Origin of the sequence: Mesorhizobium sp. IMUNJ 23033, from assembly GCF_044778005.1 — a bacterium.
Lineage (GTDB): Bacteria > Pseudomonadota > Alphaproteobacteria > Rhizobiales > Rhizobiaceae > Mesorhizobium > Mesorhizobium amorphae_A.
Window position 1 is genome coordinate 1 of sequence record NZ_JBJACT010000023.1, and the last position, 12718, is coordinate 12718.

Annotated in this window: 11 protein-coding genes and 1 pseudogene; 2 read left to right on the forward strand and 10 right to left on the reverse strand. The window is 61.3% G+C overall.

Annotation, left to right across the window (positions count from 1 at the left end):
* From ACFX5Q_RS22835 to ACFX5Q_RS22860, 6 genes and pseudogenes are all read right to left on the reverse strand, one after another.
* A partial coding sequence (locus ACFX5Q_RS22835) for a PAS-domain containing protein (RefSeq protein ID WP_404281623.1) occupies positions 1-576 on the reverse strand: 576 nt, incomplete at its 3' end.
* A gap of 12 nt (positions 577-588) precedes the next feature.
* The gene (locus ACFX5Q_RS22840; RefSeq protein WP_404281826.1) at positions 589-975 is read right to left on the reverse strand and encodes an IS66 family transposase zinc-finger binding domain-containing protein; all 387 of its coding nucleotides are present in this window, start codon (positions 973-975) and stop codon (positions 589-591) included.
* Between the two features lie 55 nt (positions 976-1030).
* Positions 1031-1105 (reverse strand): annotated as a pseudogene (locus tag ACFX5Q_RS22845) (hypothetical protein); the annotation flags it as partial.
* A 96-nt stretch (positions 1106-1201) separates the two neighbouring features.
* Entirely contained in the window at positions 1202-2728 is a 1527-nt protein-coding gene (locus ACFX5Q_RS22850; protein WP_404281625.1) for an aldehyde dehydrogenase family protein, read from the reverse strand.
* Positions 2729-2778: 50 nt separating this feature from the next.
* On the reverse strand, positions 2779-4197 hold the full coding sequence (locus tag ACFX5Q_RS22855) for an FAD-binding oxidoreductase (protein ID WP_404281627.1): 1419 nt from the start codon (positions 4195-4197) through the stop codon (positions 2779-2781).
* A 9-nt stretch (positions 4198-4206) separates the two neighbouring features.
* Complete coding sequence (locus ACFX5Q_RS22860) at positions 4207-5598, reverse strand: VOC family protein (protein ID WP_404281629.1); 1392 nt, start codon at positions 5596-5598, stop codon at positions 4207-4209.
* Positions 5599-5705: 107 nt separating this feature from the next.
* On the opposite strand from ACFX5Q_RS22860, the gene ACFX5Q_RS22865 reads away from it, so the two are divergent.
* Positions 5706-6635 carry a LysR substrate-binding domain-containing protein gene (locus ACFX5Q_RS22865; RefSeq protein ID WP_404281631.1) on the forward strand — a complete coding sequence of 310 codons (930 nt, stop codon included), beginning with the start codon at positions 5706-5708 and terminating at the stop codon, positions 6633-6635.
* Here the strand turns inward: ACFX5Q_RS22865 and ACFX5Q_RS22870 are convergent.
* Positions 6632-7915 (reverse strand): NAD(P)/FAD-dependent oxidoreductase, encoded by a 1284-nt coding sequence (locus ACFX5Q_RS22870; RefSeq protein WP_404281633.1) that lies wholly within the window; start codon positions 7913-7915, stop codon positions 6632-6634. The genes ACFX5Q_RS22865 and ACFX5Q_RS22870 overlap by 4 nt on opposite strands.
* Before the next feature lie 178 nt (positions 7916-8093).
* Between ACFX5Q_RS22870 and ACFX5Q_RS22875 the strand changes: the two genes are divergently transcribed.
* Positions 8094-8534 carry a hypothetical protein gene (locus ACFX5Q_RS22875; RefSeq protein ID WP_404281634.1) on the forward strand — a complete coding sequence of 147 codons (441 nt, stop codon included), beginning with the start codon at positions 8094-8096 and terminating at the stop codon, positions 8532-8534.
* 225 nt (positions 8535-8759) lie between these two features.
* On the opposite strand, the gene ACFX5Q_RS22880 is transcribed toward ACFX5Q_RS22875, so the two are convergent.
* The 3 genes from ACFX5Q_RS22880 to ACFX5Q_RS22890 form a co-directional block, all read right to left on the reverse strand.
* On the reverse strand, positions 8760-9833 hold the full coding sequence (locus ACFX5Q_RS22880) for a glycosyltransferase family 4 protein (RefSeq protein WP_404281635.1): 1074 nt from the start codon (positions 9831-9833) through the stop codon (positions 8760-8762).
* Positions 9830-10687 carry a glycosyltransferase family 2 protein gene (locus ACFX5Q_RS22885; protein ID WP_404281637.1) on the reverse strand — a complete coding sequence of 286 codons (858 nt, stop codon included), beginning with the start codon at positions 10685-10687 and terminating at the stop codon, positions 9830-9832. Before ACFX5Q_RS22885 ends, ACFX5Q_RS22880 begins: the two co-directional genes overlap by 4 nt.
* 240 nt (positions 10688-10927) lie before the next feature.
* Positions 10928-12583 carry a glycosyltransferase gene (locus ACFX5Q_RS22890; protein ID WP_404281639.1) on the reverse strand — a complete coding sequence of 552 codons (1656 nt, stop codon included), beginning with the start codon at positions 12581-12583 and terminating at the stop codon, positions 10928-10930.
* Between the last annotated feature and the right edge of the window lie 135 nt (positions 12584-12718).

Here is a 12718-nt window from a genome sequence, read left to right on the forward strand (position 1 = left end):
ACCCAGCTCCCGTCCGGCATCGGCTGATGGCAGATCTGGATTGTCCGACCATCGGCGAGCTTGGCGCTCCAGATCCTCGAGGCATTGCTTGAATTTGACCGACCGCGCCATCGTCAGATAAGCGTCGGCCGGCATCGCCGACGTCCCGGCGGCCACGCGGCGCTCGACGATTTCGCCCAGCGTCAAACCTGGCTGCAGTTCATCGGGGGCAATGCGGTAAATTTCCGCATAGCGCCGGTTGCACAGGATCAGCCGTTCGTCGACACCAAAAAAGCAGATGCCTTGAGAGACATTGTCGATTGCCGTCTCGAATCGCAGCGCCTGGCCTTCGAGCGCCGCGATCGTGGCGCGAAGTTCGCGCTCGAGGATTTCATACGAAGCCGACGCCAGTCTTGTCAGCGCGGCGAGATTGGTCGACTCAGGTGACTCGGCGGCTCGCCTGGATGGTTTTGTGACCATACAGAGTTCCTCCGATTCGACGCTTGGAGAAAGCCAAGCGAACTCGCTTTCTGACTGAAAGCGCGCGTATAACTGATACTGGCCAAAATGTGTTAACTGCGGATGAATCGGTCTCAATACTTAAGGCTATCAGAATTGGATATCTGCAATACTACCCGGCTGTTGAGAGGGGTATCCGTCAAGCCGCCTCAGTTCCACAACGATGCGGCTGGCCGCCAGTGTCTGCAGCGCCGCGGCGTACTCGCGCACCCCCATTCCGCTCCAGTTCATCGCTTCTACGTGCATGGCCCAGAACGCCTGGACAGCGCGGTTACGCACGTCCGTGCTCACCGCATGGCGGCGCCGTCGGCGTTTGCTGATCCACTTTTCGCTCCGGCAAGCGTATTTCGGGCGCACGGTGCGGATGATGCGAAGCTGTGCCGGAACCCAGTCGAGCATTTCGCTGACGCTCTCGCCGATCGCATGAAGCGCCGCCAAAGCACGCGCACACTGTGTGGTCGATATCGAGAACAACATCCTCTCGCAGAAGGTGATCGGGCAGCGGCTTGCGGTGAGACGGCCGCTCCGGAGGAAGTTTCTCGGCACCTGGCCTGCTCTCCCGGATGCGGGCGATATCGGCATCGAGATCTTCCAGCGCGAGCGCCAGCTGGTCAGCATCGAGCCGCTCGTACGCCCATGGAGGCGATGCGCGAGGCGGGCTTGAAGCCCGTCTCGGAGACTTTGGAAGCGATGTTCATAGACCCTACTCGATGTCGAACGAGACGCCTTGCGCCAGCGGCAGCGCCTTGGAGTAGTTCACCGTGTTGGTGGCGCGGCGCATGTAAGCCTTCCACGCATCGGAGCCGCTTTCGCGGCCGCCGCCGGTCTCCTTTTCGCCGCCGAATGCACCGCCGATTTCGGCCCCCGATGTGCCGATGTTGACGTTGGCGATGCCGCAATCGGAGCCGTCGACAGACAGGAAGCGCTCGGCCTCCTGCAAATCGAGCGTGAAGATCGACGACGACAGTCCGGCGCCGACCGCGTTGTGGTCTGCGATCGCTGCATCAAGATCCGTATATTTCATCACGTAGAGGATTGGCGCGAAGGTTTCTTCGGTGACAGGTCCGGCCTGCTTCGGCATTTCCACCAGCGCCGGCTTCACATAGTAGGCGCAGGGGTGGCCGTTTTCGACGCGATTGCCGCCGGTGATCTTGCCGCCATGCTTTTCGGCCTCGCCAAGCGCTTTCTGCATGCCGTCAAAGGCCGCCTTGTCGATCAGCGGGCCGACTAGCGCCGAGGTTTCCAGCGGGCTGCCGACCGAGACGCTTTCATAGGCCTTCTTCAGGCGCGGCACGATGGTGTCGTAGACGCTCTCATGCACGAAAAGCCGGCGCAGCGTGGTGCAGCGCTGGCCCGCGGTGCCCATGGCGCCGAAGGCGATCGCCCGCACCGCCATATCCAGATCGGCCGAGGGGGTGACGATACCGGCATTGTTGCCACCAAGCTCCAGAATGGCGCGGGCGAAACGTTTGGCCAGTCGCGGGCCGACATCGCGGCCCATGCGGGTCGAGCCAGTGGCTGAGACCAGCGGCACCTTCGGGTGATCGACCAGCACCTCACCGACCACACGGTCGCCGATCAGCACTTTCAGCAACCCGTCGGGCGCGTCAGTGCCGAAACGTTCGACGGCGCGCTTGAAGATCGCGTCGCAGGCAAGTGCCGTCAGCGTGGTTTTCTCCGAAGGCTTCCAGACGACCGAATTGCCGCAAACCAACGCAAGCGCCGCGTTCCAAGACCACACGGCGACCGGGAAGTTGAACGCCGAGATGACGCCGATGACACCGAGCGGATGCCAGGTTTCCATCATGCGGTGGCCGGGGCGCTCGGTGGCAATTGTGAGGCCGTAGAGCTGGCGTGACAGACCGACCGCGAAGTCGCAGATATCGATCATTTCTTGCACTTCGCCGAGGCCTTCGGACGGGATTTTTCCGGCCTCGATCGACACCAGCCGGCCAAGCTCGGCCTTGTGGGCGCGCAATTCCTCGCCGAGCAGCCGCACCAGCTCGCCGCGGCGTGGGGCCGGCACCAGCCGCCAGGCGCGGAAGGCCTTGTCGGCGCTTTCGATCGCCTCGACTGCACCTGACGCCGAGATCATGGTCACGGCGCCGATCTGTTCGCCTGTCACCGGGCTTTGCACCCGCATGCCGCCGCCCGTCCAAGCGTTGCGCGAAATGCCAAACCTGTCGAGGATGCTCGCCGTTTCCTGTTTCACGTCCACGGTCTTGCTCATCGTGTTTTCTCCAGTTTTCGTTACTTCGCGGCGACCTTGCCGCCATCATCTCAGAATGCGACTGAGCCGAGCGGACCCGGTGACGCTTCAGCCTTTAGCGCCGCGGCGAGCCGCCGCAGTTTCGCGGGCGTGTAGCGGTCGTAGAAGCTTTGGTTCTTGCGACCGATGGCGTGCTCGGCACTGAAGCTGCCCCGAAAATCCTCGACGCAGATCGAAAAGACCCATTCGCGCAGCGCGGCCTCGAACGCCTCGTCCGTCAGGCGCGAATCGTCTTTCGCGACGACGAGGTTGAAGTGCACCCCACCATCGCCGACATGGCCGAAATCGCAGGTGGCAATTCCGGGAAAGCGTTGCGGAATCTCGGCCTTCATCCGGTCGAGAAAACGCATGACGTCGCCGCGGCTGAAGGAGAGGTCGAAGGCGATCAGCCGCCCGGCATGCTTGACGCCCTCCGACAGGGCATGGCGCAGTGCCCACATCTCGTGCGGCGGGCCAACGAAGGCGTCGGCGAGGAGTGCGTCTCCGTCTTCCCAGATTGCGGCCAGCACCTCTTCGAGCACCGCATCGAGCTTCTGTTCGCCCTTGCGTGGCGCGTTTATGCGCGAGACTTCAGTCAGGATCACGAAATCCGGCACAACGCCGCGGCTGAACGGGTTGCGCAGGGAAGGGACATGTTCGAGCGCTGCGCGAACCGCGTTGCCGGACATGCCCTCAAAGGCGGACAGGTACGAGCCCAGCGCGTCTTCCATCGCCGTCAGGAGGGCGGGGATGATCTGCGAGGACGATGGCACCAGCAGCGCTGTGGCGGTCTGGCGCGGCAGTGGCTCGAGGTTGAGTACGCATTCCGTCACCACGCCGAACGCGCCGGACGTGCCGATGAAGAGTTGTTTCCAGTCGACCCCGGTGTTGTTCTTGCGAAGCTGCGAGGAAAGGTCGAGCACGGTTCCCGCCTCGTCGGCAAGGACTACGGTGAGGCCCAGAGTGTTGCGGCGTACGTCGCCATAGCGCAGGAAGCGCGAACCGCCGGTATTTGTGGCGATCATGCCGCCGAGACGCGGATCGGCGCCGAGATCTACAGGGAAGAACAGTCCGTACTCCCCAAGCTTTGCGTTGAGGTCGGAAAGGCGCACGCCGGCACCGGTTCGCACGCTGCGGTTGACCTGGTCGAGCTCAAAGCCACCCGTCACGCGGTCGAGGCTGAGTACGCCCTGCGCTCCGCTCATGTCGGGAGTCGAGGCCGAGACGAGACCCGTGTTGCCCGATTGCGGGATGAGCGCAATGCTGTTGCGCACGCACCAGGAGACGACCGCCGAGACTTCGGCGGTAGACGCCGGGCGAGCCACAAAAGCGGCCCTTCCCCTGTCGTAGCGCGCGCCGGTCTCGTAGGCGGCCATATCGGCAGGCTTGTCGAGAAGGCCCTTCTCGCCGACCAGTCCGCGCAGCGCCTCAATATGGCGGGCATCGATCATCGCTGTCCGTCACTCCGCCGCCGTCGTCAGGTCGATCACGGCGAGGTAGGCTTCGATCGAGGAACGCTCGATCTCGGCGTAGTGGGCGAACTCGTCCAGCACCGAAGCGCCGAGATCGCGCTCGAACTTGATTTGATTCGGGCTCGCGACGAACGCTTGCGTCACCTCGTCGCCGAGATTCGACTGGAAGATGCCTGCGGCGCTTACTGGCAGAAAATCCTCATACACGATGGGATCGAACTGGATTAGCCTTTCCTCGATCGCGGTTTCGAGGTCCGCACGAGGGCCTGCGGTGCGCCCTTTTTCCGTCAGCGAGTAGCTGAAATAGCCGAGGCCCGCCCTACGGATTTCGTTCCAGTCGTCGGGGAACGCTTTGAAGACGCTGGTGAGCGTCGACACATACTCGGATGCGTTCGAGCCGTCCGCCGCCGGCGTCACGAGGGCCCGCGTCTCACCCAGGAGCTTGTCGTAGAGCGTCCGGCCCTTCGGCGTCAGCGCAACGCCGCGCTGTTCGATCTCGCCAAATCGCGCCGTATGCGAGCCCGCTTGCCATGCGCCATTCCCACCAATGAAGGAAACGGGCTCCTCCAGTGCCTTGAATGAGGTCTGCCGCAGCAGGATCGGGCAGCTGCGCGTCGGCGGCCCTTCGACCACGGCTTTGGGCACGATGCCTTCTCCAGGCATCCGCACTTGCACCTTGTCGATGTCGAGCGTACGCGGCGTGAGGTGGTTGATGTGTGGTCCCCTGAAGGAGACGACGTCGGCGACCAGCCGGTGCGCGTCATGCAGGCGCCTGTACAGCGCCTCATCGACGATTGCCTTGTCGTGCCAGCGGAAGGTTTCCAGAACCTCCTGGACGAGGCGCGCGGCATCGGGCGCGTCGAGGCCGCCGGAGCGCTCGGCCTTTTCGACCAGCTCGATCGCGCCATCCGTGAATATCTTTCGCGCCGCTAGAACCGTAGCCGCTTCCTTGCGGAGGGCTTCGTCGGCGATTAGATCCAGCCTCAGCAGCGAGGTGAACACCCGAAATGGGTTGCGCTTCAGGCTCGACTCTTCGACCGGCCGAAAGGCTGTGGAGTGGACGGGAACGCCGGCGGTCGACAGGTCATAGTAACCCACCGGAACCATGCCCATGACCGCAAAGACCCGCCGCATCATCGACAGTTCTTGCGCAGTGCCGAGGCGGATCGCGCCGTGGCGCTCTTCCGAAATTCGGGCCAGGGAATCGGTCGCTACAAGCCTTGCCCGCAGGGCTGGATCGGCCGACAGCGTCTCCAGATTGACCTCGGCGACCAGCGCCATCAGCGTGCCATAGGCCGGCACCTCATTGCGGTACATGGCCGACATCGCCGCCGAGAACGCGGCACGGATATCGTCGGCAGCGACAAAGCCTTCCGGCATGGTCCTCACCTCGAAAAGGTTGCACAAGGTCATTCTGATTACTAATCATATACCGGCAGATCGGCCGTTTGTTGTGATCGCTATGACTGACTTGATGCGAGGTGGGAATGAACCTGAGCAGAGCACTGATACCCGACCTCGCCGTGCTGCAGGCGTTTGAATGTGCCGCCCGCCACGAGAACTTCACTAAGGCTGCGGCCGAACTAAACTTGACCCAGAGCGCCGTCAGCCGTCAGATCCAGATCCTCGAGGCCCAATTGGGCGTGCTTCTGTTCGGAAGGATCCGCAAGCGGGTCGTCCTATCGGCGGCGGGCCGCAAGCTGTTGCCCGAGGTGTCGCGGCTGCTGCTCCAATCGGAGGAGATGGTGGTGCGCGCGAGGGCGTCCGCCGGCGGCAGGGAGGTACTCTCGATCGCCACCCTTCCGACGTTCGGCAGCCGCTGGCTGCTACCCCGCCTGCCGGATTTCAAGCGGCGCCACCCCGGCACAGCGCTCAACGTGGCATCGCGCGCCGAGCCTTTCGACCTTTCCGCCGAAGACTTCGATCTTGCCATTCACTACGGCCAGCCTGTCTGGGCGCATGCCACATGCACGTATCTTTGCAGCGAGATCATCCTGCCCGTCGCAAGTCCTTCCCTGATCGGATCCTGCTCAGTGGAGCGTCTTGAAGACCTGGAAGACAAGCCACTCCTGCATCTTGCGACGAGGCCGAAGCTGTGGGCCGAATGGTTCGAGCACAACGATCTCGGCCAGGAGAATGCCTATAGAGGCGATCGTTTCGATCAGTTTGCCATGATCATCGAGGCCGCGGTCCGCAGCCTCGGCTTCGCCCTTCTGCCGCTCTATCTGATCGAGGACGAGATCTCCTCCGGCAGGCTGCGCGTCGTCTTCGAAAGGCCGATGACGACCGACAACAGCTACTACGTGGTTCTGCCGGAAGAAAAGCAGGGGAGCGCAGTGGGACGCGCCTTCCAATCCTGGCTTCTGGAGCAGGTCGGCACGAACGCGTTCCCGATCGGTCCGGGCAAGGTTTCCTAAACGCGCGCACCCACGAAATGCGCAAGCTGCGCGCCGGTTTCATAGTAGGCTTCGCGCAGCGAACGGAAGCTCTGTTCGCGTGGGTCCGTCACCGGCAAGGGTAGATCCCACTCGCTGATCTCGCCGCGGATCAGACGGGCCAAATATCGTCCGAAGACAGTGCCCGGGGCAATGCCGCGTCCGTTGTAGCCGCTGAAGCCAACCACGTTCCGGTCGAAGCGATGGAATCTTGGCGTGGCATCGGCCGTCATGCCGATCTTGCCATACCAGCCGCTTTCAAAGGCGACGTCGTCGAGGAAGGGAAAGAGCTTGCGCAGGCTGCGTCGAGCCCATGCGCCATGCACTGCCGCTCCCGGACCGCGCAGTGCGCCGACGCTGCCGACGATAAGGCGCCCCTGTCGATCGCGGCGAAGCGAACTCAGGATCGTCTTCGTGTCCCAGGCGCCTTCCAGGCCTGGCAGGATGCGTTTTAGCGCGGATTGCGAAAGCGGTGAGGTGGCGAAGTTGAAATAGGGCAGGTGGACAAGTTCGGCGCGCACCTGTGGCCAGGGAGCGGTGGTATAGGCGTTGGTGGCGACGATCACCCACTCCGCGCTGACGCTTCCTTCCGTTGTGCGGACGCGCCAGCCGTGGCCTTCCCGTTCGGTCCCAATCACCGGGGAGGCGGTGAATATTTCCGCGCCGGCCCGGAGCGCCGCGTTCGCAAGCCCGCGGACATAACCCATTGGCTGGATCGTGCCGGCGCGCTCGTCGAGCAGCGATCCGAAATAGGCTGTGGTGCCGACGCGCGCTGCCGTCTCGTCGCGGCCGAGAAGACGCACAGGCGCGCCACGCGCCTGCCACTGCCGGGCGCGTTCCTCCAGTTCCCACAGTCCTTTCCTGTCGGCCGCGCAATGCAGCGTTCCCGCATGCTCGGCCTCGCAGTCGATGCCATACTCGCGGATCAGGTCGAAGACGAGCGCCGGTCCGTCGGCAAGCGTCTTCAGCAACCGCTCGCCATACTCCCCGCCAAGTATGGCTGAAACCTCGTCGGGCATGATCCATAGGCCGGCATTCACCAGCCCGACATTGCGGCCAGAGCCGCCGAACCCGACCTCGGCGCCTTCCAGCACCGCGACGGAAACGCCCGACCGCGCGAGATCAAGGGCCGCGGACAGTCCGGTGAAGCCCGCACCCACAACGGCTACATCGACATGCTTCTCGCCCGCGAGCCGCCCTGTCCGCGGGGCAGGCGGCGCGGTCTTCTCCCACAGGCCGTGCGAAAAGGTGTTACCTTGCATCCCTTAGTTCTTTCGGCACATCCGCAGCACTGCAAGTGCCGAATGCGCATAACCTCATGCGCAGATGTGATCGTCCCCATGCTCATCAAACGATGGCAATGACGATAGTGGTCCGGGACGTCGTCGGCTCGTTGTCCGTCCGCTGATCCACGCGGTGCAGTCGACGGATTCGACGAAGGTGATCACGGCGCGCACCGCCTCCTTTCAGTTTCATCTCCGGCGAGTTCCTTCGCAAGCCGATCTCGGGGCCGTGTCAGTTACTAATCGGTGCAGGGCAGCGCCTTTCCGTTCGAATGAAGGTTGCCGAGGTTGGAGAACTCACAACGCGCGCGGCGCGGGCGAAGGCGAAGACATTCTCGGGAAGATTGCTAGCGGCGTTGATCCTCGCACGTCAGCTCGCAAGCCGGACGGTGATACTGCCGAGATTGCTTTGCCTTCGATTGCGAAGCCCACGCTGCGCATTGCCTGGGAACGCTATCGCGACGGGGATATGAAGAACAAAGGCCGAAGCGATGGAACGATCAACAACAATCGTGATCATATTGAGCGGCTGTCGGCCGATTGGCTTGACGAACCGTTTTCCAAGCTGGGCCGCGATCCTTCCCTTGTGAATGTCTAAGCGCTCCGCTGGCGCCGAACGTCCCCGGCGACTTCGTCGAGCGCTAGTCGCCGGCTTCGCCAATCGCGTGTTGCCAGCTTTGCTGCAACGCGCTTTCGTCAATCTTTGGCACATGCCTCATCTATCGTTTTTCGGTCAACCCATCCTCAATCGCTTGCCGGATCGGTCCGGCTAGATCAATCGCCTAGCTGGGTTAGAAACAATCGAGTGGGAGTAGGGGGCGTATTAGGAGTGCTTCTTCGTAGTTTTGCGCAGAAAAAACAACGATTTACGTGCCATTCTATTCACAATCGGCGCTACAAAGGTCAGGTTTGGCGGGCAGGGCACGTCTGAAGCCGTACATCTCACAGGCCCGACCGCTCCGCCTGTAGTAAGCAACGAAGCAAACATGTGCGCGTAGTTCTCCGCCTGCACGCCCCAATCCCACTCTCGGATCGTCTCCATCATGCGGACGGCCATCCGCGACCCGAGCGATGGCGTGTCCCGCAACAGAGCGAGCTTGTTCGCAAGTCCCTCCGCAGTTCCATCGAAGAACAGCCCGTTGTCGCCATCCCGAATCAGCTCGGGCATGTTTCCCACACGGGTCGTCACCAAGGGGACACCGCACGCCGCCGCCTCCAAGCAGGGATTGGGAGTGCCTTCGCTGCGACTGGCGCAGACATAAACGTCGAGCTCCCGATAGAAGTCGAGCATCTCGTCATGGCTACGCCAGCGTTGCTCCCGAACCGCAGTCAGTAGTCGCACGCCCGGCACGGCAGCGACCGCGGGCTCGATGACGTCGTGGAAGCCGCGATGTGCCGGACCATGGTTGCTCAGACTTCCCGCCCATCCGACGCGGAGCTCGCCAGAACGGGGTTGTGGCTCTTGTGGGGGACAAAAGAATGTCGTGTCGACTCCATTGGGCGTGTAGTGGACCGGAACACGCAGTAGAGGACCGTATTCGTGCTCGAGCTGCCGATTATTGACAAACACAGCGCGCGCCAGCCGGTGCAGGGTGGCGAGCCCCTGCTCGCGGAATTCGCCCTCCAGCTCTCTGTGGCTGCAGATCCCGATGACCAGCCTGTCAGACCGCCGGGCGAGGACCGATTCCGGCAGGGGCAGCTTCGAGAATTGGAGCCAATAGAAGATGAGCACGATGTCCGCCGCGTTCACGTCGGACTCAGTCACATCATGCTGAAATCGTTCGACGATATCGAACCTTCCTTTCAGCACGCGCCGGAGATTTTGGGTCTTGCGATCGATCGCCCAGCCGGGTCGGTCCGCGATCGCCAGGATGCGGGGGAGGTGTACATCGCTCACGAGGCGTACCGCTCAAGCCAGTGCGCCGACCATGGGTTGGCCTCGTCCAGATCGTCGTCCGTCGCAGTGGCGCGCACCTGGATGGCGTCCGGCAGCCGGATATCCTCTGATCGCAAGCGGGGTCGCCATCCGTGCCAACCACGACCAATGACCTCCTCGCTCAGGTACCGGCGGCCAGCATACTTGCGTGCGGCGTGCTCTACGCTCAGGAACAGATAATGCTTCATGCGAAAACGCTCGGGGTAGAGCCTCACCGGACCCCCGAAGCGTACGAGATGGCCGCCTGACCACGCAATCTCCATGGGGCCGTCCTGTTTCTTGTACGCACGGACGCAGTGTGGGGAGGTCGGCCGGAACGGGTAGTAGGTGCGCAGCGTGTATTGATAATTGGGATTGTCGTGATTGGGGGCTTCCCTGGTAGGAATGAACGTGAACTCGGAAAACTCGATCGCGTTGCTGCCGAGTGCGTCGGCTGCCGCAATGGCGGAGACCAACGATGAGTATGAAGTCGGCGGAAGGTGGATCTCGTCAGCGTCAACATGCATGAACCAGTCTGCTTCGAGCGACTGAAACAGTTCCTCTTTGCGACGAAGAAGGTGCTCCCAGCAATACCAGCCGCTATGCGGGATGCTTTCGAATCCTATCAATCCGGCCCCGCAGTAGCGCTGGGCAATCTCAAGCGTTCGGTCCGTCGACTGATTGTCGCAGACGTAGACCTGCACGCCTTGACGAAAGAGGTTCTCGAGACATCCGGCGATGAACCGTTCTTCGTTCCGTGTTGTAAGGACCGCGACGACTCGCGGGGAATTCCGATCACGCGCAGCATTGGCAATGTGGGTGTTGAGATCGACCAAGTCCCTCAATCCTTTGTCGTGTGCTTCCGGATGCCATACTGGCCGCTCAACTGATATGGCGCAACTAATGAACTTGGCCGGAATGACAGCCATGCCGAGGCGCTATCACTCTCCCACCTGAGGTGCAACACGCGCTCATAGCGGTTCCCGTCGCTCGGCTTCTCGGTAGCAGGGCGGTCGCTAGCTACAAAGACGCCACGCCGAAAATGGCGCCGAGTGTGAACATTATTAGCTGACCAATCATCGTCCTCGGACCCATCGAAATACAGCAGCGCAAAATTGGGCGACCTCATTGAGAAGTCGAGATCTTGTGGAGATGAGTATGGTTCTCACAAAGATTTTCCATTTAGTGCCGCTACTGACCCACGGCTCCCGCAATACCAGGTCTTTGTAATCTTGGAGAATCGAGATCAACTCGTCGGCGTGTGGTGCCAGCGTGCGACCCCGGACACTGTTCGGCCTGACAACGGCCTGGAATGCCTCGCCAACTATCGATGGATTGAAGCGAGGTACCAGCACGTCGCGCAACACATACCGGTTTCGGACCGGGTCGCTCGGGAACGCCTGATAGACCTTCTTCAGGAAGCGCCAGCGGCTTCTGCTCATGCGAATGCTATATGATGTGCTTTCGGAGTTGATGCACCAAACCGTGACGGCGCGATCGATAAAGGTGTTGGTAAAGCCAGCCCGGAACATTCTGAGGAAGAGGTCGTCGTCCTCGTATCCCATAAATTGCTGGTCAAAGCCTTGAACTGCCTTGAACGCTGCTCGGCTGATTATCGATGCGGAAGGCAGGACAAACATATCCCCTGAGAGCATATTGAAGATGTCGGCCTTGGGATGCGAACTGTGCGCCTTGATCACGGTGCTGCGTACAATATTCCCATCATCATCGGCTTCGATGAGATCAGCATAGGCCCATCCAAAACGCTCATTATCCTGGACCGCAGCTCGAAGAACCTCAATGTGATCGGGAAGAAAGAAATCGTCTTGATCAAGCAGGCAAATGTACGGTGACACAGTGGAGGCAACACCAGCATTGCGGGCCGCGCCTTGCCCCCCATTTTTTTGATCGATGACTCTAAAACCCAGCTCCTCGGCAAGCGCATGAAGGAACTCTGCTTCCTCCGACTTAGAGCCGTCATTGACCACCACGAATTCAGCCGGCGCCAACGACTGCCGCTGGACGCTCTCCACCGCTCGGCGGATGTACTTCGATCCGTCGTAAAAGGGGAGGATCACTGCCACGTCAGATATGGCTTCTTGCGAAAGCCGCATCTGGGAGCCCTTGACGTAATCGGCCGGACTTGGCTTAACCACTATTGATGCCGCCCTCCGCATCGCCTCGTTAGCATCTACTCCAGAGAATTGGGCAAGTTCATCCACGAAACGTTCTGGCTTTAGCAGCGCCTTCTCATAGGAGACAAGCATCAACGGGGCCGTTTGTCGAAGGGTAAAATCCGCAAGGTCTATTGACCACAAGGCGGCTCGCCGCAACTGATCGCGAAAATCGAAAACCATGGAGATTTCTTCCCGCTTTGCGATCGCCACAGGATCCCGAAACGGTATGATGAAACGAGGGTTGCGGAACCAAGACGCGTCAAGGGTCTGATAAGCGGTTGGGCGCTTGAATGCCCAGACATCATGAGCGCTGTTGTAGGCCTCAATAACCAGTGAGATGTCGGCGGGGCTATCCTCGATAGCTTTTGCCAGCCGCAAATCTTCTTGGATCGCTTCGTCAAGATCGGCGCCGAGATAAACCCCAAGGGCCCCTAAGGTCTTGGCCACCATTGTTGTGCCGGATCGCGGGACACCAACAATGATGATTGTTGCATGCCTACCTATCGGCGCGTCGTTCAGAACTGCGATGCCGCTATTTTGCAATTGGTCAAGCATCGCCGCTTCTCGCAAATCGCATTGCATACAGCAAGCCCACAACCCAATTGGCCCCGCGAAGAGTTCGCGTAACGTCGTGCTTAGCTGCTGCCAGTCCCGTTGGTGCCGTCCGAGTGTTGCCCATGTGGCGGCGGT